The following is a 24,157-nucleotide window of genomic DNA, read 5'->3' on the forward strand; positions in this document are numbered from 1 at the left end:
TTATAGCGTTCACTTCCGGTAACGAAACCTACTCCTACCGAAGCCTGTCCCAATGTGTCTGCTCCTCGGCAACCTCTTAAAGATAGTCACGCAGAAAATCCAGCGGCTCGTCTTCCCAGCAAGGTTCCGGCCAGCGAATGAGCAAGTTGCGAATCACATCCGCTTCAATTTCCTGAATGTGCTCGTGGTCAAAATAGTCTGATAGCGCCTCTATATCGCGCTCCCTCAGCGGCATCAATGGAGCCGCATGCTCGAGTTCATAGGATTTGGGTAGCCAAGATTGCGATCGCAATTCTGTCTCCTGGCGTGCCCAGGACACCGATGATTGAGATCGTTTCTTTGTTGCAGCTTGAGTACTGAATTCAATCAGCTCTTGAACGAAAGTGTCTTGTTCCTCGTGAACAGAGGGAGGATACATAGAATACGCTCCACGGGTAGAAACTGCATTCAACTCACGGTAGAACCAAGACCAAACAGGCGTACCCTGTCCATCACAGGTTTATTCCTAAGTTGATGGGTTGCCAACCTAGACAACTCCAAGCGTGAAGTTGCCCAAAGAGAACCACTGTTAAGCAGCTCTGGTGGGCTGAGTTCAAGACCCACTCTATTTATTTCAGCCGAATCTCAAGAATTCTAAACTTCGTTTTACTGGTTTTCAGCACTTTGCCGCATTGAGCTAAGCCAAAGTACCTTCCGTACTCAGCTTTCATACCCAGCTTTATTTAGCTGCAACTCATGCGATAAAAACAGCAAAAACAGTATCAACAGGTTATTGTAGATGCGAAGCCCTATGGTGCGTAGACGGAACTACTGAAATTAAAATCAACAGGGAGACTAATTTTTCCGTACTTCCACTAGTACTAGCCTAAGTGAATTTTGAAAAAACTGCCAAATCGTACATAGTCTGGTATTTATTTACTCACATTTAAACTCAAAATGGAAACGGTCATTTTGCTCATCGTGGCGGCAAAATGACCGTTTTGAGTTTTTAAGCTGGCGCTCTATCCTAAGGTTGATTTGAGGTCAACCGAGTCCGGTGTTAGACATTTTGCAACCACTGGCCTGCGATCGCACCTAAAATCACCACACCAAATGCGAGTCGATACCAGACAAATACCCAAGTGCTGTGACGCTGTAGAAACTTAATCAACCATGCGATCGCTAGATAGGACGAAACCAATGCGGCAATTAATCCAGCGGCTAGCGGCAGCGGGTCAATAATATCCAAACTGGTATTGAATAGCGTGGGTAACTCAACTAAACCAGCCAGGGTAATGGCAGGAATACCCAGCAAAAAAGAAAATCGGGCTGCTGTGGAGCGCTCTAAACCAAAGAACAAACCAGCTGTCAGCGTTGAACCGGAGCGGGAAACTCCTGGCATGAGGGCCAACGCTTGCGCCAAACCAACAATGATGCCATCACGCATGGTCAACGCCTGAAAATCACGCTTGCGCTGCCCAACCATCTCAGCAACGCCGAGTAAGAGTGCCATCACGATTGAGGCAACTGCGATCGCACCCATACTGCGAATCGGCGACTCATCGAGATTAGGAACCAAAATCTTCAGCAACAGCCCAAAAACGACAATGGGCACCGTCCCCAACAAGATACCTAGACCAACCCGAAAGTCGGTTGATCGATAGTCTCGTTTGGCAACCGCTCTGACCATGCCATTGACGACTTGAGTCAAGTCTGTCCAGAAATACCAGAGAATAGCAGCAATACTGCCGAGCTGCATCACCGCAGTGAGCGCCACGCCCGGATCTCCCCAGCCCAGCAAAACCGGAACCGCCTTAATGTGCGCTGTACTGCTAATGGGCAAGAATTCGGTTAGTCCCTGAACTAAGCCAATCACAATGGCCTGAAACATGGTAATTTCTCCGGCAGCTTGCTCAGCAGCCTGACCCACTTCAGCAACCATACCTGCCATTGGCATGAAATACATGAATTCCATCCGTTTGAACCGTCCGCCAGACTAAACAATAACCAACTTGAGCATGAATCTACCGCTCGATCGTTTCTCTCGGCACTCAGCATCGTAAGCAATCTAAGCCATCATAGCTGCACTGACACAATGCCCCAAGTGTGCCAGAAAACATCAGATGTACCCTTTATGCTTCCTATGTCGAAGGAACTAAAGCTTTAAAGAAACTTAAAATCCAGGATCAGCTCAGCGCAACAGCCCATTGGCAGCACTTACAAGCGACTCATTTAGAGCTAGATGAGCTGAACAGTATATACAAAGGCTATTTTCGGTAGTTTCAGTCGTGTTGATGCGCCGATGTCGTTTACAGATTGCAATAAGCTACCTGATCGCTACCTTCATCCTGAAAATACCTTTAGGCCGATAGATGAGACAGCCCAAAGATTAGGCATATCTAGGGATTGAGCATTGTATAGATTCGCGCCATAATTCCTCCTTAGGGATACCCCCCTGGGGGATATGTCTGTGCTATATTGTTACAAATCATGAACCAAATTTAATCTTAAATTGTCTTCCTACTCACGCCAAACCTCAATCGATTACTCGGCTCGCCTGGGCAACTGGGCACTAGAGCTTGCTAGCCGCTTTGGCCTCAGTCAAAGCGTTCGAGTTTTTGCTGCTGCCAGTTTTTTGGTCACAGTGCCTGTATTTATCCAAGCCCCGCTGGTGCGGACATCACCTTGGATTAGCGTTATTTTCACCGGGATTTGGATTGGGCTCAGCCTTGCATTTCTCAATCGCCCGTTTCAGCGAACCTGGGGCGATCTGCTGCTGGGATTTGCCTGGACCTGGTTAGCGGGTTCAATCTACTGGGGCTGGTTGAGATGGGAACCGACGCTCCATCTACCGATTGAGGCGATTGGTTTACCATTTGCGCTTTGGGGCATCGGACATCCTCGGTTGAAAGTAGGCAGTTACTTTTATCTGGGGTCGCTATTTGGCACTACGCTAACCGACATTTATTTCTACATTGTTAATGTCATTCCCCAATGGCGACAGCTCATGCAGGTGGAACCGAATATGGTGCAGCCTGTTTTTCAGGATGCACTGGCTAATGTTCATACCCCTTGGGGCATCGGTTGGGCGGCTATTTTAATTGGCTTATTGCTCAGCGTGGGTGCGATCGCACTTCAAGGTCGCCGTCCCCACTGGTGGGCATTTAGCGGTGCAGTCCTCAGTACAATCTTGGTTGACGGTTTATTCTGGTTCGCAGCCGTTGCTGCCACATAGCGCCGACTCCTGACAAACCACCTTCAATCTTTGTCTAAAGAGCATAAACTTGTAAGTGAATTAAGTTAGACGAGCTAGGGGAGTGAAGTTAAGATAGGCGGAAGTATACTGATCTAAATCAAATCTAAATCAGGCTTGGATTCCCCTGCATTTTTGGCAGCGGTCTGATCAGGATGCATGACAAGGGTTAAGAAAATTGTGGTTTGACGACTAGGCGTGACTTCAGCATTCACTCCGCATTTAATTTTGATTACAGAAACCGGCAAACGTTATCTAGCGCTTGCCGGTAGTAACTGTTGGACGATTGGGCGTAGTGATGACAACAATTTCGTCCTGCCCGACCGCTGGATTTCTCGCAACCACGCCATGCTTCAATGCATGGAAAACGGAGATTTCTACCTGATTGATCTGGGCAGTCGAAACGGTTCGTTTATCAATGGGCGTCGGGTGAGCGTTCCGGTTGTGTTACGCAACGGCGATCACTTAACCTTTGGCCAAACTGAACTTGAGTTTTACTGCCCTGCTCTACCAACGGATACAAATACAGTCGCAGATGACAGCAGCTCTCAGGATTTCACTGCGACCGCTTCTCTGCACGTGCGCCGTTTAATTTCAGTCATGGTGATTGATATTCGCGGCTTCACCATCATGACGCGCCAGCTAGATGAGAAAGTCCTCAGTGAAGTGATTGGCACCTGGTTCCGGCGCGCTGGAGACATTATTCGCGAATACGGCAGTTGGGTCGATAAATACATCGGCGATGCCGTGATGGCGGTGTGGATTCATGGCCCCCAAGGCGTCAGCCAAGATGAAGCGATTCGAATCATGCGAGCCATCAGCGCCCTGCACAAGATGACCAGTCAGCTGCATCGGATGTATCCGCTCCCCGCTCCCATCCGCATTGGAGCAGGGCTCAATACCGGCTACGCTATGGTGGGCAATACGGGCAGCGGTGATCGGCCTGACTATACGGCTTTGGGCGATACCGTCAATGCCGCCTTCCGCCTAGAAACCTCAACCAAGCAACTGGGGTTAGACATTGCGATCGGAGAAACATTTTACGAAAACCTAACTCGCATAGAAGGGGTTGACGAAGCGTTCTTTCCTGCTTATATCGTCAATATGAAGGGATATGATACCCCTATGTCTACGCGGGCGGGCACCTTTGAAGATCTCGATAAGTTTCTGTCGGTACTTGACCAAACCTAAGCAGATTAGTTCTTGCTGCCACTGGCAGTCAGTGAACGTGACGAGCTGACAACTCAAACCCTCAAACTCCGGGAAAAGCCTTGTAAAATCCGCTCCCTCAGGGGTCAAGGGCTCTACCTGCATTTCGGACAGCGATTTGTTCAACAAAGAATTCACGCCTGATCCCGTAAAAGTCTGCTGTTTTGACAAGCGAAAATGGTAGTCTCTTATTTAATGCTGTGTATAGATGCATCTAAAAATCTGTTTTTTGATTGTTTTGGGAGGTATGGTGCCAATGAAACGATTCATGGGCCTGTTTGCAGCGTTGAGCCTAATTTTCGGAAGTCTGACCTGGCTAGGATTGCCCCAACCAGCCGCTGCTGCGGGACTCAATGATGTCATGTTCCAAGCTGCGCCGACGATCTTGGCGGAAGTCGCTCGCAATACGGCGGAGGAAAAACTCACTAACCCGTTTGGAACGAAGGTTGACATAAACAATTCAAACGTGCGGGCATTTACTAAGTTTCCAGGTATGTATCCCAACATAGCTGGCAAAATTGTTCGAAATGCTCCTTATGCAAAGGTTGAAGACGTTCTTGATATTCCTGGATTGAGCGATCGCGAAAAAGAGATTATTCAAATGCACATTGATAGTCTACTCGTCACCGACCCAGAAACCTCTTTGGTTGAGGGCGGAGATCGCTTTAACAACGGAATTTACAAGTAAAGTTCCATTAAAATCTGCAAGCCTGTAATCTCAGATATGGAGAGCAATCACAGGAGCTAAATCCTTCCACGTTACGCTTGGGCGTTCAACAACGGACTCCTTGAGGTCTCAGATGGATTTAGATCAGCGCTCTATACTCGGTTTACAGGCTTTTTGTTTTAAAGACTTTCACTGCTCTACACTGCTATTGTCTTTTGGCTAACCTTTCCCCCGCCGACTTGAATTTCGAATCGTTTCCACCGCTTCCTGCACAGTTTGACGTTTTGATCGTGGGAGGCGGAGCGGCGGGATTATACGCGGCGCTGTGCTTACCAGATACGCTACAGGTAGGACTGCTGACCAAAGATACTCTGTCTCTCTCAGCTAGCGATTGGGCACAAGGCGGAATTGCTGCTGCGATCGCACCCGATGATTCGCCTGTGTTGCACATTGAAGACACGCTTAAGGCGGGAGCCGGATTGTGCGATCGCGCCGCTGTCGAGTTGCTGGTGGAACAAGCTCCAGCCTGTATTCAATCGCTAGTTGACATGGGCGTCGCCTTTGATCGGCATGGGGGAGATCTAGCCCTGACCCTGGAAGCGGCTCACTCGCGGCGGCGAGTCCTGCATGCGGCAGATATGACTGGACGAGCGGTTGTCTCTCAGCTCACGGCGGAGGTGCTGAATCGACCCAATATCCGCGTTTTGCCCCAGACGTTCGTGCTGGATCTGTGGCTCAGCGAGGATGGCGCGGAGTGCCAGGGGGTACAGCTTGTCTTTCAAGACCGGATTACCTGGCTGCGGGCAGGTGCTGTGGTCTTAGCCGCTGGTGGCGGTGGCCAAGTCTACGCCCAAACGACTAATCCCGAATCCAGTACAGGCGATGGAGTTGCGATCGCATCGCGGGCAGGAGCATTATTAAGAGATCTCGAATTCGTCCAGTTTCACCCAACCGCGCTGACGCTACCGGGCGCGCCTCATTTCCTGATCAGCGAAGCCGTCCGGGGAGAAGGTGCCCATCTGATTGACCAGACGGGGCATCGCTTCGCATTTGACTATCACCCCCAAGGCGAACTGGCTCCCCGCGACGTAGTCAGCCGCGCCATTTTTCAGCATCTTCAGGCCACGGCTGACCCTGCAACGGCCAACGTCTGGTTAGACCTATCACCCATCCCCGAGGAAACCATTCAGCGCCGCTTTCCAAATATCATTCGCGTCTGTAAAGCCTGGGGCATTGACGTATTCCACGAACCGATTCCAGTTGCACCTGCGGCTCACTACTGGATGGGGGGCATCGCCACTGACCTTAATAGCCAAACGACAATTGCAAGTCTCTATGCAGTCGGCGAAACGGCCAGCACAGGAGTACACGGAGCCAATCGCCTTGCCAGCAATTCTCTACTAGAATGCCTCGTCTTTGGCGCACAGCTCAAATACATCACCCCCCGTCCCATTGAGAGCGGATCGCCTGAAACCTCGGTGAGGCAACTGTCTAGCAAGACATTAGGATTGGAGGCTGAAGATGTCCTCTCCCATGAGCTAAACCAGTTGCGGCAAGAACTCGCAACGCTGATGTGGAAGAAGGCTGGCATTTGCCGCAATCAAACTGATTTAGAAACTGCGATCGCGCAAGTCCAAACCTGGCAGCTTGAAATCCAGCAAAGCCCCCTCAGCCAAGTTCTCAGCCAACTGCCACCGAATACCGACATCCAGTTACCGTCTCTGCAAACGAGCCACGTCATTCGCCAATGGGGAGAACTGCGCAACCTGCTAGAAATTAGCCTGCTCATTCTCAAATGCGCAGCATTCCGGACTGAAAGCCGAGGCGGACACTATCGCATTGACCATCCGCAAAGCCAACCTAACTGGCAAACTCACACGCTCATTCAGGATGGCCGTTGTTGCACGCGCGAATCTTAGCACAGGCAAAAAGCTGTAAGAGTGGTGCATATGCACCACTCTTACAGCTTTTCAAAGAAAACTTAATATTGGGGATTAGCGGGTACCTGCACCTGTTGTACCACCACCAGGCTGCCCCGCATCTACAGGAGGATGGCTATTCTGAGTAAGCGTTAACTCAGGCACGCTACTGACATCCATAGACGGCAATACATTTGCCGGCACTAGACCTTCTTTCGCTAAAGCATGTACCGCAGGACTAAACATGCACAGAGCTACCAGTGATACAGCACAGCAACTACCTGTTGCGACAAGGCTATGAATAAATTGAGAAAACATATTCATCGTCCTAAGCCCCACCAGCCTCTGCGATCTTTACCTCTTTCCCAACAACCGAAATCATAGTGGTTGAGGCAATCTCAACCGCCATTATAGCTAAAAAAATAAAGTTATCCGTAGATTTGCGTAAAGTTGTACAACCGCAAGCGATACAACTTTGAGTATTTTTTCTGTGGAATTCAATAACGGACTTAAAGTGCTGCATCTCTGCAGCCATCAAAGAGAAGAATTTCCCTGGATCTTGGGGGATTGATTTTAGCTTACCCATAGCTTTATCTAAAATCTACGTGAAATCACGAAAATATAAAAAAATGGCGAAGATTGCTAAAGTTTTTTATTACATCTTCAAAAGGCTGGATTTGAAACAGCCGCAATTGCACGGATTGACTATCGATGAAATCAATGATAGGCAGTCTCTACGCGGTTTATATCATGTGTCACGTCCCTTGAGAGGATGGGTTTTACCCCCTGATCAATAAACACCGATTGGCTGGGTCAATCCTGAAGCTTTTTGCGAATTGCCTAAAACTGCGCCCCATCAATAAACAGTGTCTACAGTTACCGATTGTTATCTTCGATTGCGATTCGCACGTCCTGCAAGTTTCATAAGATAGAGAGCTTGTGAATAAATTAGCGATCGCACCAGCTTTACCCACCCATTTCACACACAGATTTATTGCTGCAAGGAGAGGAACGCAATGGCTCGCATGTACTACGACAATGATGCCAATTTAGACCTGCTGAACGGTAAGACCGTCGCTATCATCGGCTACGGTTCTCAGGGTCACGCCCACGCTTTGAACTTGAAAGACAGTGGCGTCAACGTAATTGTTGGTCTGTATGAAGGTAGTCGTTCCCGCTCTAAAGCAGAATCCGCTGGTTTAACGGTGAAGTCGGTCGCCGACGCTGCCAAAGCCGCAGATATGATTATGATTCTGCTGCCGGACGAAGTGCAGAAGACCGTTTACAAGGAAGAAATTGAACCCAATTTGGTAGAAGGCAACGTGTTGGCCTTCGCCCACGGTTTCAACATCCACTTTGCTCAAGTTGTGCCTCCGTCTACTGTAGATGTGGTGATGGTTGCGCCCAAAGGCCCCGGTCACTTGGTGCGTCGCACCTATGAGCAGGGTCAGGGTGTACCTGCATTATTCGCGGTGTATCAGGACGCATCCGGACAAGCTCGCGATCGCGCGATGGCCTATGCAAAAGGTATCGGTGGCACCCGCGCCGGAATTCTGGAAACCACCTTCCGAGAAGAGACAGAGACTGACCTATTCGGTGAGCAGGTTGTGCTCTGCGGTGGCTTGAGCGAGCTGATCAAGTCTGGTTTTGAAACTCTGGTCAACGCTGGTTATCAGCCGGAACTGGCTTACTTCGAGTGTCTGCACGAAGTGAAGCTGATTGTTGACCTGATCGTTGAGGGTGGTCTTGCCACCATGCGCGACAGCATTTCCAATACGGCGGAATATGGTGACTACACCCGTGGCCCCCGCATCATCACCGATGAAACCCGCGCCGAAATGCGGAAAGTGCTAAACGAGATTCAAACGGGTCAGTTTGCCCGCGAGTTTGTGCTTGAAAACATGTCCGGTAAGGCTGGCTTCACCGCCATGCGCCGCCGCGAAGCTGAGCATCCCATTGAGGAAGTTGGCAAGGATCTGCGGGCTATGTTTAGCTGGTTGAAGAAAGTCTAATCGATTGGCGATTTTGGATTTTCGATTTTAGATTGTGAGAGTAAAGGGGACTGCTGGATACCAGCAGTCTTTTTTGCTTGTTGGCAATGTACATTACAAGATCTGCGATCGCACTTGGCTTATTGTCCTAATGAAGCTGGATGTCAAGTTCATGTTGTTGCTGAATGCGATCGCGCCACTGCTGAGCCAGCATCGCCATTTTTTGTCGCTCACTCTCACTTGCCCACAGCTCTGACCAACTCAGCTTCCATCGACTTAGCAATCGCTGCAGATCGACTAACTCAGTCGCGAAGGCTACATCTGCTTCTAAATCAATGCTGGGGACAGCCCATTCAATAAAAAACTGGCTCTCTCTGATTAAGTGTTGAGCAACCGTCTCGTCCGTTCCGCTACGTGCTAGGAGATAAATGCGCGTCAAATTCAAGGCCAAGCTGTCTAACTGAGTTACCCGATTCGCCTGTAAATACTGTGCTTTGAGAATATCCCAGTTTATTGCCATTCAACCTTACCCAAAAGAGACTGTACGATTTGACCGATGTCTTCTCGCAATGCAGGATCTTTAATTTCCATTGACCGATTGTTTGCACTGGGGCGAATGTTGATGAGTGATTCGTATCCAACCGTTTGCGTAAGTGGATACCAGTCAGCACCCCAAACATTAGCCTGCTCGCTGCCATCATCCAACAAAACTAACTCGCAATCTGCATGAAGCTCCCCACTTCCAGACAGAATCCGTCGCTCTATATCTACCGCCAGTTTAATGTAGATTCCTAGGCTCTCCAACATCTGACGCATTTGCCCAGGTTTCGCACGACTACGGATGATATGAATCATTACAATTCAGTTTTCGGAATGGACTTAAGTATATCGTTTAACACTAAATTATTTGATTTTAATTTTTAGGATTAATTATGGATACATTCTTTTTAGAAACCTCAATAACTGCTTACGAAAAGGCTATGAATGAACTTGTTAATTCTCCAGAATACCTTATAACTGGAGGCATGGTTGCCGATGTTCTGGATGCTAGAAGTGTCGTTCAAGATGCTTTATCATATGAACATAGCAATAGCCGACAGCACTTGCTTGATACCCCATCTGAAAGTCTTTTACAAAAACTCGAACAACTAGACTGTTGTCTAAAAAAGCAAGTTTCTCGAATCTTAGCTTCTGTTGATCTAGCTTCAATGAGAGAGTCACTGAATACAAGTGAATTTCGAGATCAAATAATAAATGGGTGGTGGTGGTATTTGGATAGAGAAGGCTTTAACCAATAGCGCGATCGCACCTCTTGCATAGGGTGTATTTGTTTATCAGCAACGTGCCTTACAAGATCTGCGATCGCACTCAAAAGGGAAACAGCGTAGACAATTTTAGACAAAAGTTGGTGTATCAGATTCCAACAGTTGGCCTTTAAATTATGCTTGACCGTCTGTGGGAAAATATTTTTGATCGATAGAAAAGAATTATCACGTTCTTTTTAGCAGGTGAATATGACTACATTGACTGAAACATTAAATCGAGTAATGAATTGGTTGGAAAGGTTTCAACCTGAGCAGGCCGAATCTTTCTTGCCAGGTTTATCACGCATGGAAATTTATGAAACGTTCAGCGAGTTTGGTCTTGTAGTTCCAGAGGAGTTATATGAACTCTATCAGTGGAAAAATGGTCGATCAATAGACCTAGCCGGAGAAGGTGTTTTTGTACCATCTATATATGAATTTTTGCCCTTAAATAAGGCGATAGAGACCTCTTTGGCATTTAATCAAATTGAGATCCCAAATGACATGTTTGCCAAATCTATATATGATCTATTTACGATAGAAGAATCTGAAGAAATGTCTCTGAGTGAAATTGATCTTGTGCCTCTTGATGAAATCACAAATGATGCTTGTAGATATCTAAACAAATTTCTATTTCACTTTCTTGGTTACTCTGATCCAGAGTTTTGCGTTTTGCCTTTAAGTGAATTTCAAGAAGATAGCTATCCTGTGATGGTTATTTATGAAGGTGAAGAACCTGAAATATACTGTTCGAGCTTAACTTCCATGATGCTAATTATTTCTGAAGCATAACGCTCTTCAATGACTCTAGGCAGAGGAAATATTTTGTAGGATTGTAGTTGGAACTCCCCGAAATTGATTCATGAGCCGGATGAGCATCTGAAAACCTCGCGCCAGTTCGGGAATCGGAAACACGTCCAGCCAAGGTTGTAAACGATTTGAACTCACCCAAGGCAAGAGAATTAACCGTAGGTTATTGAGCCAGTTCTTCCATCCGTTGCCCATATTCCAATCTGAATGCTGCGTGAACGAAGACACCACAATCGAGTCATCCTGTTCCGGTGGAATCGCCCCCTGAGGACGCATCGGGGGGGTGTTTAAGGTGACCATCAAATAGGCACTCATCACGACTTCCCACCACTTTTCAATTACAGCATAGTCGGTGACGCGAAAGTCCGCCCAGCCCAGTTCATTTTTGCTTTGCTTGAGACCATATTCCACCCAATTTCTTAGACCATAGAGGTCTCCAACCTGGTGGTAAGAAATGTCCTTAACCCACGTCATCACCATCCAGGTTGACGCGCTAGGTAACGTTTGTGGATCCGTTGTCAATTCCCAGTAGCGCTGGGAACGACGTTGGCCATAAATAATCTCTCGAATGAAGCGAGTTTCACAACGACCATCACTCAATGTTCGCTGATACTGACGCCAGCGATTGCTTCTGACCCGTTGCTCTTTGGGCAAGAGCACCGCATGGTTTGAGCGAATAGCCAACACATACGGGAGCTCTAATTGATGTAATGTCCGCACAAAGCTGCTGCCGCTTTCTCCATAGGCACTATCGGCCAAAACAAGTTCAAACTGAAATCCCAATTCACAGAGTTCTTGAACCATTGCTGCCGCAATTTCGGGTTTGGTGTGATGAGAGTCTCCTGCTTTTAATCGCTCTTTCGGCTTGTAAATTCTAAAACTTAACGGGAAGGTCAAATTGTCAATTACCCCATAAGCATCCACCGAAACAATGCCGTTTTCGATCTTACCTAAGTTGCCGATGTACTGTCGTTTCACATAGTCGGTGGTCTGTCCCTTTTTGCGGTCGCCCGTTTCATCAATGACTAGGATCAATTTTTGTCCCCCTAAGAGACCTAAAATCAGCTCAATGCGTCGTTGCCTGAGGTCTTTAGCCTGCCAAGGTGAGCTGACTAAAAACTGTTGTAATGACTGAGCATTGGGTAGTCCTGTAACCTTAGCAATGGTTGGTAGCGACTTACGCTTGACTTCCGATATCATCCCGACATGCAGATGCTTAAAGGCTTCAAAGCTTCTGACTTCTGCAAACAAGTCTTGGTAATAGTCACAATATTCATCGATGAACCGGACGGTTGGCTTGGCTTGTCGGGGAGCTACCATTGATTCTCTCTACCATTCAGCCCTTTTACTCTAATTTATCTCTGCCTAGAGTCATTGAAGAGCGATAAGTAGGTAAAGGTAAAAACGCGCATCTATATAACAGATGATGAAGAAGCGAGTTGAGACGGAAATCGAAATCGCTCGACGGAGTATCCCGCTTTTTCAGCTCTCGCCTCAAAGCCGTCGATAACGGCATAGGCTAAATCCAATTCATCTTCAAACATCTGCCCATTTAACTCATGGGTTTTCACCTGATGCCACTCGGGTTCAATCGGATTGAGCTCCGAGCAATATTTGGGTAAGAAGAACAGGTAAAGTCCCTGAGCTTGCCAGTCTGCCCATTTGTCTTGCACAGCTCGACTGGTATGAATGGGGCTGTTATCTTGAACAATGACTCGAATGCATCCATTGGCCTTAAACCGGGGCTTGGCCTGACGGGCTTGCTCATCCATTAGCCGGATGTAGCGCTCGGCGTTGAAGCTGCCAATCACCAATCCATACGCGAAACTCACGAACGGTTGGAGCAGACCGAGGATGCTCAGTCGCCTGCCCTTGCGGTGAGTCTGCTCCAGTCGCTTTTGCTCGCCTTCGAAAAAGTAGCTGTAGCTGACGGGCATCCAGAGACAAAAGCCTGCCTCGTCAAGATAGGAGAGGTCAATCTCTCCACTGGCGGCCGCCCATTGCAACATCTCCAAATCCGCTACCTTCTGGGCTTTCTCAACTGGGTCTTGTTTCCCTCGGTGGCTGTGTCGAGTGCGCTTCCAAATGATTCCCTTTTTTTGAGTACGTCCCGCAGATGGGCCGCACTTAACTTGATATGTCTCTCCTCTTCCAGCTTTCGCGCTAACTGACGGCTGTTATAAGTTCGTTGCTCCTGGCGTAGACATGTTTCCAGATACTCCATATCTTCCGGTTGCCAACGTGGTTGCGCTCCCGGTCGCGGTGCATCCCAGAGTCCTCCTAATCCACCCTCTTGCCAGCGATGCAGCGTTTCTCTGACCGTTCGCTCTCTCCACCCGAAGAACCGGGCAATCTGCTCAACATACAGCCCTTGGTGACTCATCCGAATCACTTCTGCTCGGTCTTTCACTCGTTGCGGCACGGTTGTGGCGGTGCGTAACTCAAAGAGGGTACGGTCTTCTGCCCCTGTCAAAAAGACTCGTAAGCGCGCTCCCATTGCTCCTGATCTCCTACTGGCAGTGAGTCCCTTTATTCAACTTCACATACCTTCTTTTTTCAACCCCGCTCTACTTATGAAAGTGGTGTTTATCAAGAAGACCTTTATGAAATTGATGATAGAGAATATATTAAACAGAAAGAAAAAGAAATGAAGGCAATCGAAGAAAAGTATCGATATTATTAATGCGACACATCAATCACATTTCATGGTGGTCATAGATTGCAAATAATAAAGTGCGATCGCATCTAACTTAACTTAGGTGGTGGCAAAGGCCAGAGCAGAGAGAATATCGGCTTCTTCTAGATCGTCGTAGTCCTCTAAGATTTCGTCATGGGTCATCCCCGACCTGAGCAGCTCCAGCAAAAACTCGACGGGATATCGCAGCCCTCTGATACAGGGTTTGCCATGACAGATATCGGGATTAATGGTGATGCGTTCAAGTAAGGTATCTTCCATGTATTACTCCTGTTGATGAATATAGTCCTAGCTTATTCAATTCGCTTTTGAGCCAATATTATTGCGCGATCGCAGGTCGAGCATGTTTCCACAACTGAGCATTTTCGATCTGTTGCGCTAGGGAAATGAGGGTTAGCTCATCGGCAGGACGACCGACGAGTTGAACACCGAGCGGTAAACCTTCAGGAGTAAAGCCAGTGGGAACTGAGATCGCAGGTTGGCCCGTGGCATTAAACGGGGCGCAGGGAGCCACCCAGTTGATCATTTTGTCCAGTAGCTTGGTTGGGCGCTGATTTTTCCATTCGCCGATTTGGATGGTGGAATGCAGGTAAGTCGGGGTGAGCAGCACGTCGTATTCTTCGAAAAACGACACCACGCGACGACTGATAGTCTGCATCTCTGATACGGCCTTGAGATATTGACCGCTGGAGGTGCGACGCGCTTTCCACAGCAGCCAGCGATTGAACCGATCCAGCAAAAAGAAAGGCACTCCGGCCTGGTCAATAATGGCGCGGAAAACGGTGATAAATGGATCAATCAGCCCATCGAACACCGGACAGCCAAATTCAACATGGTGGCCCATGCTTTCCAGCAGCTTAGCCACATCGGTGACAGCCTGTTGACAGACCGGATCGGCTTGGCCAATGGGCGGAATCTCGTATGTCACCGCAATTCGCAGCGGCTTCGGTTCAGTTTGCGTCGCGGCTAAAAAGGAAATCGGCGGTTTGGGCAACCAGTAGGGATCGCCTGTGACATAGCCCGACAGAGTATCCAGCATGGCCGCCGCATCCGCCACCGTGCGGGCAATTGGGCCATTGATGGCCAGTCCGCTCAGCCGATCGCCCACGGGGGCATGGGAAATTCGTCCCCGCGAAGGCTTTAGCCCGACTAACCCACAGCAAAAAGCAGGCCCACGAATCGAGCCGCCACCGTCTGAACCCTGAGAAATAGCGCAGAGTCCTGCGGCCAGTGCTGCTGCTGCTCCGCCACTGGAACCGCCGGGCGTATAGTTCAAGTTCCAGGGATTGCGGGCTGGCGGAAATCCGCTCGGTTCCGTGTAGGGATAGGAACCCATTTGAGAAGTGGCGGTTTTACCCAAAATCACGAAGCCCGCAGCGCGAATCATTTCCACAATGCCGTCATCAATTTCCGCCACGCGATTTTTCAGTATCCGCAAGCCGTAGGTGCAGGGAACACCTTTAACGGGGTTCAAATCTTTGACTGAAACGGGGACGCCGAAAAAGGTAGGGAGTTCGTTGATTTCGTCGGCTGAGAGCATAGCCAACTGATCGGTTTTGGCCTGGGCATCTGCGATCGCAGCATCGGTCATAACCGTAAAGTAGCTGCCCAATTGCGGATCAAGCTGCTCAATTCGCTCTAAATAAAGCTGAGTCAGCTCCAGCGGCGAAATCTCCTTGCGGCGCACCAGTTGCGCTTGTTCAAGTGCCGGGGTAAAGGCCAGATCAACAGAATTCATGACTGTTTAATGGGAATAGAAACGCCGAAAGCGCTACCAATGCAGCGCTTCCAGCATAGCGTGATTGTAAATTTTAGGAATTACGTAGGGGCGAATGGCCATTCGCCCCTACCCAGGCTTAAACACGCACAGACGAACGGCTAACGGTGTTGAGGGATTCCCGTAGGCTGCGAACAACCGCGATCATCGCTAGTTCGTTGTCCAACTTGTTGACAGCAGAACCGACGCCGACGCCAGCGGCTCCGGCTGCGATTGCCATCGGTACGGTTACTTCCGATAGACCCGACGCACAGAGCACCGGAACGTCTACGGCGTGGGAAATAGCGAACGCGGCGGCGAGAGTCGGCGTTGCTTTTTCAATCAAGCCCTGGATGCCGGGGTGAGCGGGCTGGCTGCTGGTGCCGCCTTCGGTTTGAATCACATCTGCGCCAGCGTGAACCAGTTCCTCGGCCAAGCGAACCTGCTCATCCAGCGGCAGCGTGTGAGGTACAGTCACAGACAGCATCACCTCTGGCAGCAGTTCACGGGTTTCGTGGGTCAAGTTGATGATGTCTACGGCATCAAAGGTCAAACCCTGAGCATAAAACGGGTCGAAGTTACCAATTTCAATCAGGTCAGCGCCAGCTGCGATCGCATCCACAAATTTCTCTGGATCAATGGCCGAAACGCAAATCGGTAGCTGGGTATGCTGACGTGCCAGACGCACCAGTTCAGCATCGGCAGCAATATCCACAAAGGTGGCTCCACCTTGATCTGCGGCCCGCACCACTTGGGCAACACGCTCGGCATCGAAATTGGTGATGCCGCTGATGATCTTGAGCGCTTGTCCCTGTGCTAATGCTGACCTTAAGTTCGCAGTCATAGTCATAGTCTCTAGTTTTGGCTGATGATGTAACCCCTATTTTGACATTCCCTGGCCCCGCATGAACATCACGTGAACGTTGATACAACTCGTCAAACCGTTTAAGTTGAAGATAATGCTCAAGGAAGGCTTACCAGCCAATGGATTGCGGCATATCAAGCCTATCGATAGATCTCAGAGCTGTGTTTTCGGGGTGATAGTGAAGAGTGTTAATTGGTCAAGCTGTAGAGATTGTAGAGGGTGGATGGGTAGGAGGGTAGATGGGCAGATTGGGTAAATATTAAAACCCTATTTAGCAGACATGCGTGAAATTGAGGGGCAGTGTTAGCGGTAATTGGCTGAACAGTGGGGATTTGAAGAGATGGCTGAGTGCGATCGCACTCCAAGCCTAATTTCAGCGGGTTAAATTGGATGCAGGTGGCATCTCGTCAAAAGACACGCTATCTCTAGCTATCCACAGCAATTGGCAGTAACGGACTGATGGCCGGATGTGGGTAATGTCAAAACAACTTTAAATGAAAGGATATGGTGAATACACAAGAGATTCAGAACCAAAACTATGACCTGATTATCATTGGTGGCGGTATCAATGGTGCGGGAGTGGCGCGGGATGCGGCGCTGCGGGGACTCAAGACGCTGTTGATTGAAAAAGGCGACTTTTGTGGCGGCACGACAAGCTGGTCAACTCGCTTAATTCACGGCGGACTGCGCTACCTGGAGTATTTTGAATTTGCGCTGGTGCGGGAATCCCTGCGGGAACGGGAAATTCTGCTGCATACGGCACCGCACCTAGTGAAACCATTACTGCTTACGATTCCCATCTATGGCGATCGCTCTCGCCCCTACTGGAAAATCATGGCCGGGATGTATCTCTACGACATCTTTAGCTATGACAAAACCGTGCCCTCCCACCGAATGATGTCGCGGCAAAAGTTCCGGCAACTTTACCGCTATGTCGATTCCGATGATCTAAACGGTGGCGCGCAGTATTACGACGGTCAGGTTGCCTACGCAGAACGCTTAGCGCTGGAAAATATCGTCTCGGCGGAAGCCGCTGGCGCGACGGTGCTGAACTACGTCGAAGCAGTTGATTTGGTTCGAGAGCGCGATCGCGTCACCGGACTGCGCTGCAAAGACCAGCTCACGAATGAAGAGTTTGTCGTAAAAGGAAACGAGCGGGTCGTCGTCGTCAACACCTCTGGGCCTTGGGTGGATGCAGTTCTAGCGCGGGGTGAGCGGGATGGTCAGGATGCACCCATTGGTCAAACCCGCAAAATCGGTGGCACCAAAGGCAGCCACATCATTGTCGATAAGTTTCCCGGTGCGCCAGAAGACTCGGCCTTTTACGTGGAAGCCAAAACTGACGGTCGGCCTTTCTTCATCGTGCCGTTCCTGGATATGGTGCTAATTGGCACAACTGATCTGCGCTACAGCGGTAGCCTGGACGACATCAAAGCCGACGATGATGAAGTCGATTATCTGCTGAAGGAAACGAACAACATTATTCCAGCCGCTCAACTGGGTCGGGATGATGTCAAATTCACCTTTTCTGGCATTCGGCCCCTACCGTACAAGGAAGAAGGCAGCGCAGGCAGCATTACCCGCGATCACATCCTGTACGACCACAGCAAAGAGGGTGCCAGCAATCTAATTTCGCTGATTGGCGGCAAAATCACCACCTATCGCCAAGTGGGTGAAGAAATGGTCGAGAAGGTGTTTAAGAAGCAGGGTCGCTCGGTGCCACCCTGTTCCACTCGCAAGCGTCCGCTACCCGGAGCGATTTTGCCCAATGATGCCCGACTTCAGCAGGCCATTCAGCAGTATCAGACCGTAGTGCCAACGCGCACGATTTATCACTTATTCTCGGTCTACGGCGCACGAGCACTAGAGGTGATGGCGCTGGTGGATGACAATCCAGAACTGGCTGAACCCATCGAGCCATCGCTACCCGATATCAAGGCGCAGATCGTTTATTCTGTAGAGTCAGAATATGCTCGCACACTGGTAGATATCACTCGTCGCCGCACCTGCTTGGCAATGAAGACGCAGTATGGTTTGGATCTATTGCCAACGCTGACTCAAGTGCTGAAACAGTACTGCAACTGGAGCGAGGCGGAAGCCAACGAACAAGTCCGGCACTATCGCAACTATATGGAGCAAAATTGCATCCCCGACTACGCCCTGGAAAAATTTGGGGCCGAAGCATTTGCCATGTCCAACTCCTAACCAAGCAGGCCGTTGCAGGGTGCCGTTAGGTGATGTGAAAACGCGTCGATTTGGAATACTGAATCCGGCTAGAAAGAACCCGAATTCCTGTTATGAAGGTCAAGCGCAGTCTGACTTTTACAACAGGAATTCGGGATTTATGAGCAAATTTCGTATCAGGATTTAATGCCTTTAAGATGGTGCGTTTCATATTGCTCAACCCATCCGATAATTCTAAACCTCGTGATTCAAAGTACTGTAAGTAGGTTGGCATAAATAAGCGCATCTAAAAACCAAGTTTTATGGAGCAACCCGCCCCATCCACTAAGCCCACTCATCCATTATTCAATTGGCTACCCAACCTGAAGCGAGACGTTTGGATCTTGTCGGCAGGTCAGCTCCTGCTGTTTATTGGGCAAGGTTTTACCCTGGTTTATGCTTCGATTTACTTTGTCAACCAGCTCGGATTTTCGCCCACTCAGGTTGGTTTTGCCCTGGGGAGCGGCAGCATTTCGGGCACTATTGGGCGGTTTTGGGCCGGAAATGCCGTCGATTCTCAGCGATTGGGCCGACGCGGAACGCTATTGCTGGCCGCTGCGATCGCAGCTTGTGGATGCGCCATTCTCGCCTTTGCCACCACCTTTTCACTCCTGCTTGCTGGCAATCTGCTGCTGGGTTTGGGCATCAGTCTTTACTGGCCCGCCACGCTGGCAGCGATTACCGATTGGACCACGTCAGAGGATCGGGCGGAAGCCTTTGCGCTGACGCGACTGGCCGATAACCTGGGCTTGGGCATTGGCGCACTGCTGGCGGGACAGTATATCGCCATGTCCGGCAGTTATCGGGCGCTGTTTTTAAGCAAGGGATTAGCCTATCTGATTTTTGGCGGCGTGATTTATGTTGCGATCGCAGAAACTCGACCCTCCCAACCCGCTCAGACCAAAAGCAATTTGCAAAACTGGCGACAAGCGCTGACGGATCGGCATTTGCTCACTTATTTAGCGGGCAACTTGTTCTTCACCACCTACGCCGCCCAGATGACCAGCACGCTGCCGATTTACTTGGCGAATTTTATCCCAGCGGGCAATACCGAAACGGGCTTTTCAGAACAGTGGATCAGCTACTTCTTTGTGTGGCATGTGCTGCTGAAGATTGTGCTGCAACTGCCAATGACCCGCTGGCTGAAGTCAGTCTTTCACGTCAGCATTCTGCTGGTGTCGCTGGTGCTGTGGTGCGTGGCCTTTTTGCTGATTTGGCTGACGGGCCTCATTTCCAGCTACGCGCTGATTCCGATTCTGGCAGCCTTTGCCGTGGTTGCCCTGGCCGAAATTCTCTATGCGCCCGCCGCAACTGCCTTGGTAAGCGAAATGGCTCCCGCCTCTCTACGCGGCGTTTACTTCGCACTGGAGTCCCAGTGCTGGGCAATTGGGTTCTTAATCGGTCCTTCTTTGGGCGGTTGGGCACTGGATCATCCCGATATTTTAGGCAGCAACTTGTGGTTAGGCCTAATTTCCAGTGCTGCGATCGCAGGTTTTATCCTGATTATTCTCCGCCAGCAGATACTGGCATCATCCCCCGTAGATTCATCGCTGAGTGAAGAGTCCATAAAGCCTCTGGAATAGGCCATTATCGTCTGTATTTCTCTATTGCGGGCTGAAACCCTTTTTTTATCAAGGGTTAGCCTTAAAAGGTAATGATTTTGGGGTGGGTGGTGCCCACCCATCCCAAAATCATCACCCGAATACCACTACCTTACCGAGAAATTGGTAGAGACAGGTTTCGCGGATCAACCTGCCCCCAGCACCGCGTATCTCTCGCCGGGAAAACTCTGAGCGCAATTGAAATACAGAATGAAACGAACCCAAACTTCGGCCAAAACTCCAATCGTGAACTGGCGCTTAGCAGGCATATCGCTGGTTTATCTGCTGATTTTTCTCAGCATCATGGCAATGGCCTACACTAATAATTTGCCGGGATACCTGAGCGCAATTCCGCACTACGACAAACCGGGACATCTGATTCTCTATGCGCTGCCCACCTATCTGGGACATCGCATCCTCAACTATCGCACGCTCAAGCTACAGTCATTGCGGTTACCGTTGTTCCCCCTGCTCTTTACCCTATTCACGGTCACCGAAGAATTGATTCAGCATCTGTCGCCCCACCGAACTCTGGATGCCATTGACCTCATCGCCAGCGCTATCGGCATTGTGTTGGGCTGGTGGATTGCCGAACGGCAGATTTCGCAGGAGTAACAAAACATGTTCTGTTTGTAAGAACTATTGCTTTTCGTTTCAGGCCAGAAATCAGGAGGATAATAGTCTTAATTCAAGAGTGATTCGTTCCGATTTCGTCAACTAGCTTTAGATTCAGTATCGCTAACTTCAGGACTGATTTTAGGTACGAGTTGGGATGTGGCGGCAATCCATATCTTACTCATACCCAGCTTGGCCAACGTCTCAAATTCATTATTCAGCGCCACCGCGTAGCGCCATTACCTAGCATGTCCTGTTCTGACTCTTCCATTGACGATCTTGTCCAGCCGAAACGGGATTATCCATCCAACTTGATTTTGGCAGCCTTGCCCACAAACGAATTTGAGCGAGTTGCCCCACACCTTGAACCCGTAGCGCTATCACGGGGTCAGGTTTTATTTCAGCCAGGAGAAGACATCAGTCGTGTGTACTTTCCGGCCAAAGCAATGGTTTCGCTGGTTTCCCTTATGGAAAACGGAGACGTACGCGAAATCAGCATTGTTGGCCGAGAGGGCATGATCGGTTTGCCCGTCGTCTGGGGCGGCGAACGTTCAGACTATCAAGCCGTTGTCCAAGTCCCCGGCAGTGGCCATCGACTTAATGCCCAGTTCCTAAAATATGAGTTTTGCAGAGGTGAAACTCTCCATGATTTACTGCTGCTGTACACCCAAGCTCTCTTTACCCATGTTTCGCAAAATGCCGTCTGCAATTCTCAACACCGGATCGAATCGCGCTTATCTCGCTGGTTGCTCTTCGTGCAGGATTCCGTTGATTCGGATCAACTGCACTTAACGCAGGAATTTTTGGCCGAAATGCTAGGGACAAGCCGCCCAAGCGTGACTGTTGCCGCCAATGCACTCCAGAAAGACGGCATTATCAAGTACAGCCGAGGCAAAATTGTCATCTCGTCCCGTGAGAAGCTCGAAGACCGCGCCTGCGAATGCTATCACCGCGTGCGTCAAGAGTTTTCCCGCCTCTTAGAGTGCAATGTGGACAAAACCAATGAATGCGGTTCCACATCCTAGCAGTAGGATGAGCAGTGCCTGCTATGGTCTCACTGTCTAGGCTTTGAGGTGGTGGGCAATGCCCAACCCCACGCATATAGTGATTCCAGTTAGAGGAATAATCCAGGTTGGGGCTTGCGGTTACGATGCGGCGGCAAAATGATCTCTTTGGGTTCTTGATTGGCAAGCTGAAAAATACGCAATTTTCCAAATTTCTGGAACATTCTGCAAGAATTGTTCGTCGTTCCAACGAAATGCGCCTGTTTTCAGCCACAGGGTGTAGCTATAGTCTGAACTTTTAATAGATGTTGCACTGAATAGGATAAAACGAACCAAATTTTGGCCAACTTTTGTAAAAAAATGTTGCGTCCGTCTACTACCTAACGGATGACAACGCAGCCTAACCCCTAGCCTATAGACAGTTGACAGAAGTACTTCTACCGAACGACTACCACCCCAGAGTGTGGGTAGGTGGATGTCAGGCTAAGTGCTTATAAGGCTTGCAAAACCAGGGCATACCCAGAAGTCATCTCACCTCACACGGAGACAGGACGTGGCACATCATCGACTCGATTTCACAAAACTGTACGTTGCTAAAGTTGTAGAGAAGCAGTTGGCAACGATTGGGCCTAATCAACCCAGTTCGGTTGCGTCCGTTCAGCGTGAAGATATTATCAACCGGGTTTTAGATCAGCTGCCTCATGAACACCGTGTTTTTCGAACGATTAATACACTACCGAAAGAAGTTTTTATTGATCTACCAGTCGATTGCCAGCTTTATATCAGCCAGCTCGTCCAGCTGACACTGCAAGAGCAAATTGGTTCGACCACAAGAGAGGCGCTGACATCTCTGCACAACGCCTCCTCTAGATCTCACAACGCTGTAGACAAGCCACCTACCGAGCAAAAGATAGCGAGCTAAAACTGCCAGTTTAGCTGGGCACCGACGATATCGATGCTGTTGTTGTATTCGCCCACTAGCGTTCCTGCACCGAGTTCAGTGCGATCAATGTTGCGGTCGTCTATAAATACATGGGTATAGGCAACGTCAAAACTCAAATTATCTGTTGGTGCGTAGCTGAGACCGACCGATAACCAAGTGCGATCGCTATCTGGAATGCGAGCTGTGAAGAACTCTTGAGGAACGGGCGTTGGGTCATAGGCCACACCACCCCGGACAGTCCAAGTTTCGTCAATGTCATAGGTTAATCCTAAGGCCACCCGCAGCGTATCGTTCCAGTTTTCGGGCACGACTGTATCTGGTTGGATGGAGTCATAGGAAATTCGCAGTTCCTGAAAATCGCTCCAGTTTGTCCAAGTCAAATCACCCGTCAGCGCCAACTGGGGACTCAGTTGCTGATATAGCCCCAAGGAGAGCGTGTCCGGTAGATTCACTTCCGCATTGGCATCGGTATCCGTAAAAAGTCCCGTTGCTGTCAGCGGCGTGGCTGTAGCTGGTACGGTAAAGTCGGCGCGACCCTGTAGCGTGTGGTTGACCGCTGACCGATAGGCTAGACCAATGCGGGTTGTGGTCGAGGGTTCGTACAGGACTCCCACGTTGTAACCCAAGCTCCAGTCATCACCCGACACACTGGCGAAACCATCAGCCTGCTGCGGCAGAATTGGCGCACCCTGAGACGCTAAGATAGCGCCAAAATCAATCGCATTGGACAGCTCAGCATCGGCATATTGCACATTTAGTCCGGCCCCAATGGCCACGTCTTCACTCAGCTGGAAGGCCACTGTAGGATTGATGTTGATCGTCACCAGCTCCGACTTGATCGCCTGGTAGCGTCCCACCCAATCGCTATCGTAATTGGTTTCTAGACCAAAGGGAGTATTAACACCAATGCCCACCGTCACTCGGTCGTTAACTTGAAATGCTCCGTATAGGTTTGGCAGAAAGATGGTCGGCCCTGCATCTCCACCATCTCCGCCTGAAAGGGGCGAACCGGGTGCGATCGCAGATCCCTGGTCGGTAAACTGAATGCTGGGAAAAATGACATAGCCAGCACCAGCGACACCACCATTACCCGGTAACCGCATCAAGCCTGCTGGATTGAAGAAAATTGTACTCAGATCATCTAGTCCTGCTGCACCACTAGATGCCGCTGTACCTAGATTGATCACGCCCTGTTCAGACAGGGCAAATCCAGACGCAAATGCTCGCTCAGTCCAAGCGATCAGGCTCATGCCAGCCAGCAGCGACGCCAGGGAAACCTTGAAGAAAGAAGCCATCTTATCTATTGTTCGTGTAGGAAGTCAT

23 protein-coding genes and 1 pseudogene are annotated in these 24,157 nt (G+C 49.6%); 12 read left to right on the forward strand and 12 right to left on the reverse strand.

All coding sequences use genetic code 11. From position 1 onward, the window contains the following. Nucleotides 1–76: 76 nt before the first annotated feature. A complete protein-coding gene (locus AC286M_RS06990; protein ID WP_488203688.1) occupies nucleotides 77–418 on the reverse strand; it encodes a hypothetical protein in 342 nt (113 codons plus the stop codon). A 621-nt stretch (nucleotides 419–1,039) separates the two neighbouring features. Next, nucleotides 1,040–1,954, reverse strand: coding sequence for an undecaprenyl-diphosphate phosphatase (locus AC286M_RS06995; protein ID WP_488203689.1), 915 nt, complete (start codon nucleotides 1,952–1,954; stop codon nucleotides 1,040–1,042). 537 nt (nucleotides 1,955–2,491) lie between these two features. Between AC286M_RS06995 and AC286M_RS07000 the strand changes: the two genes are divergently transcribed. The 4 genes from AC286M_RS07000 (at nucleotide 2,492) to nadB (ending at nucleotide 7,027) form a co-directional block, all read left to right on the forward strand. Next, on the forward strand, nucleotides 2,492–3,214 hold the full coding sequence (locus AC286M_RS07000; RefSeq protein WP_488203690.1) for a DUF3120 domain-containing protein: 723 nt from the start codon (nucleotides 2,492–2,494) through the stop codon (nucleotides 3,212–3,214). A 216-nt stretch (nucleotides 3,215–3,430) separates the two neighbouring features. Beyond that, nucleotides 3,431–4,423: an FHA domain-containing protein gene (locus tag AC286M_RS07005; protein WP_488203691.1), complete on the forward strand. Its 993-nt coding sequence runs from the start codon at nucleotides 3,431–3,433 to the stop codon at nucleotides 4,421–4,423. Between the two features lie 226 nt (nucleotides 4,424–4,649). After that, nucleotides 4,650–5,129 carry a photosystem II complex extrinsic protein PsbU gene (psbU, locus tag AC286M_RS07010; RefSeq protein WP_488203692.1) on the forward strand — a complete coding sequence of 160 codons (480 nt, stop codon included), beginning with the start codon at nucleotides 4,650–4,652 and terminating at the stop codon, nucleotides 5,127–5,129. Nucleotides 5,130–5,323: 194 nt separating this feature from the next. Then, nucleotides 5,324–7,027, forward strand: a complete 1,704-nt coding sequence (gene nadB / locus AC286M_RS07015; protein ID WP_488203693.1) for an L-aspartate oxidase — start codon at nucleotides 5,324–5,326, stop codon at nucleotides 7,025–7,027. Between the two features lie 75 nt (nucleotides 7,028–7,102). Here nadB and AC286M_RS07020 read toward each other — a convergent pair whose 3' ends face one another. Further along, nucleotides 7,103–7,273: a hypothetical protein gene (locus AC286M_RS07020; protein WP_488203694.1), complete on the reverse strand. Its 171-nt coding sequence runs from the start codon at nucleotides 7,271–7,273 to the stop codon at nucleotides 7,103–7,105. 82 nt (nucleotides 7,274–7,355) lie between these two features. Continuing rightward, nucleotides 7,356–7,613, reverse strand: coding sequence for a hypothetical protein (locus tag AC286M_RS07025; RefSeq protein WP_488203695.1), 258 nt, complete (start codon nucleotides 7,611–7,613; stop codon nucleotides 7,356–7,358). A 430-nt stretch (nucleotides 7,614–8,043) separates the two neighbouring features. On the opposite strand from AC286M_RS07025, the gene ilvC reads away from it, so the two are divergent. After that, the gene (gene ilvC / locus AC286M_RS07030) at nucleotides 8,044–9,039 is read left to right on the forward strand and encodes a ketol-acid reductoisomerase (RefSeq protein WP_488203696.1); all 996 of its coding nucleotides are present in this window, start codon (nucleotides 8,044–8,046) and stop codon (nucleotides 9,037–9,039) included. 127 nt (nucleotides 9,040–9,166) lie between these two features. On the opposite strand, the gene AC286M_RS07035 is transcribed toward ilvC, so the two are convergent. Next, nucleotides 9,167–9,538, reverse strand: coding sequence for a hypothetical protein (locus AC286M_RS07035; protein WP_488203697.1), 372 nt, complete (start codon nucleotides 9,536–9,538; stop codon nucleotides 9,167–9,169). Then, a complete protein-coding gene (locus AC286M_RS07040) occupies nucleotides 9,529–9,873 on the reverse strand; it encodes a DUF5674 family protein (protein ID WP_488203698.1) in 345 nt (114 codons plus the stop codon). Before AC286M_RS07040 ends, AC286M_RS07035 begins: the two co-directional genes overlap by 10 nt. Before the next feature lie 77 nt (nucleotides 9,874–9,950). On the opposite strand from AC286M_RS07040, the gene AC286M_RS07045 reads away from it, so the two are divergent. Both AC286M_RS07045 and AC286M_RS07050 read left to right on the forward strand, forming a co-directional pair. Continuing rightward, nucleotides 9,951–10,316, forward strand: a complete 366-nt coding sequence (locus AC286M_RS07045) for a hypothetical protein (RefSeq protein WP_488203699.1) — start codon at nucleotides 9,951–9,953, stop codon at nucleotides 10,314–10,316. Between the two features lie 216 nt (nucleotides 10,317–10,532). Next, entirely contained in the window at nucleotides 10,533–11,114 is a 582-nt protein-coding gene (locus AC286M_RS07050) for an SMI1/KNR4 family protein (protein WP_488203700.1), read from the forward strand. 15 nt (nucleotides 11,115–11,129) lie between these two features. On the opposite strand, the gene AC286M_RS07055 is transcribed toward AC286M_RS07050, so the two are convergent. From AC286M_RS07055 to AC286M_RS07075, 5 genes and pseudogenes are all read right to left on the reverse strand, one after another. After that, nucleotides 11,130–12,452 carry an IS701 family transposase gene (locus AC286M_RS07055; RefSeq protein WP_488202758.1) on the reverse strand — a complete coding sequence of 441 codons (1,323 nt, stop codon included), beginning with the start codon at nucleotides 12,450–12,452 and terminating at the stop codon, nucleotides 11,130–11,132. A gap of 92 nt (nucleotides 12,453–12,544) precedes the next feature. Continuing rightward, a pseudogene (locus tag AC286M_RS07060) lies at nucleotides 12,545–13,629 on the reverse strand (IS630 family transposase). A 258-nt stretch (nucleotides 13,630–13,887) separates the two neighbouring features. Continuing rightward, nucleotides 13,888–14,088: a DUF433 domain-containing protein gene (locus AC286M_RS07065; protein ID WP_488203701.1), complete on the reverse strand. Its 201-nt coding sequence runs from the start codon at nucleotides 14,086–14,088 to the stop codon at nucleotides 13,888–13,890. 58 nt (nucleotides 14,089–14,146) lie between these two features. Continuing rightward, nucleotides 14,147–15,565 carry an amidase gene (locus AC286M_RS07070; RefSeq protein ID WP_488203702.1) on the reverse strand — a complete coding sequence of 473 codons (1,419 nt, stop codon included), beginning with the start codon at nucleotides 15,563–15,565 and terminating at the stop codon, nucleotides 14,147–14,149. Nucleotides 15,566–15,683: 118 nt separating this feature from the next. Further along, the gene (locus tag AC286M_RS07075; RefSeq protein WP_488203703.1) at nucleotides 15,684–16,427 is read right to left on the reverse strand and encodes a DUF561 domain-containing protein; all 744 of its coding nucleotides are present in this window, start codon (nucleotides 16,425–16,427) and stop codon (nucleotides 15,684–15,686) included. Between the two features lie 525 nt (nucleotides 16,428–16,952). Between AC286M_RS07075 and glpD the strand changes: the two genes are divergently transcribed. The 5 genes from glpD (at nucleotide 16,953) to AC286M_RS07100 (ending at nucleotide 22,813) form a co-directional block, all read left to right on the forward strand. Continuing rightward, nucleotides 16,953–18,653 carry a glycerol-3-phosphate dehydrogenase gene (glpD, locus tag AC286M_RS07080; protein ID WP_488203704.1) on the forward strand — a complete coding sequence of 567 codons (1,701 nt, stop codon included), beginning with the start codon at nucleotides 16,953–16,955 and terminating at the stop codon, nucleotides 18,651–18,653. Nucleotides 18,654–18,934: 281 nt separating this feature from the next. Continuing rightward, complete coding sequence (locus AC286M_RS07085) at nucleotides 18,935–20,254, forward strand: MFS transporter (RefSeq protein ID WP_488203705.1); 1,320 nt, start codon at nucleotides 18,935–18,937, stop codon at nucleotides 20,252–20,254. 228 nt (nucleotides 20,255–20,482) lie between these two features. Continuing rightward, entirely contained in the window at nucleotides 20,483–20,887 is a 405-nt protein-coding gene (locus AC286M_RS07090) for a VanZ family protein (protein WP_488203706.1), read from the forward strand. 248 nt (nucleotides 20,888–21,135) lie between these two features. Continuing rightward, nucleotides 21,136–21,912, forward strand: coding sequence for a Crp/Fnr family transcriptional regulator (locus AC286M_RS07095; protein WP_488203707.1), 777 nt, complete (start codon nucleotides 21,136–21,138; stop codon nucleotides 21,910–21,912). Nucleotides 21,913–22,444: 532 nt separating this feature from the next. After that, nucleotides 22,445–22,813, forward strand: coding sequence for a hypothetical protein (locus AC286M_RS07100; RefSeq protein ID WP_488203708.1), 369 nt, complete (start codon nucleotides 22,445–22,447; stop codon nucleotides 22,811–22,813). Here the strand turns inward: AC286M_RS07100 and AC286M_RS07105 are convergent. Beyond that, nucleotides 22,810–24,129: an OmpP1/FadL family transporter gene (locus AC286M_RS07105; protein ID WP_488203709.1), complete on the reverse strand. Its 1,320-nt coding sequence runs from the start codon at nucleotides 24,127–24,129 to the stop codon at nucleotides 22,810–22,812. The two genes, AC286M_RS07100 and AC286M_RS07105, sit on opposite strands and share 4 nt — an antisense overlap. Between the last annotated feature and the right edge of the window lie 28 nt (nucleotides 24,130–24,157).

It is taken from the genome of Thainema salinarum CENA647, assembly GCF_057732415.1.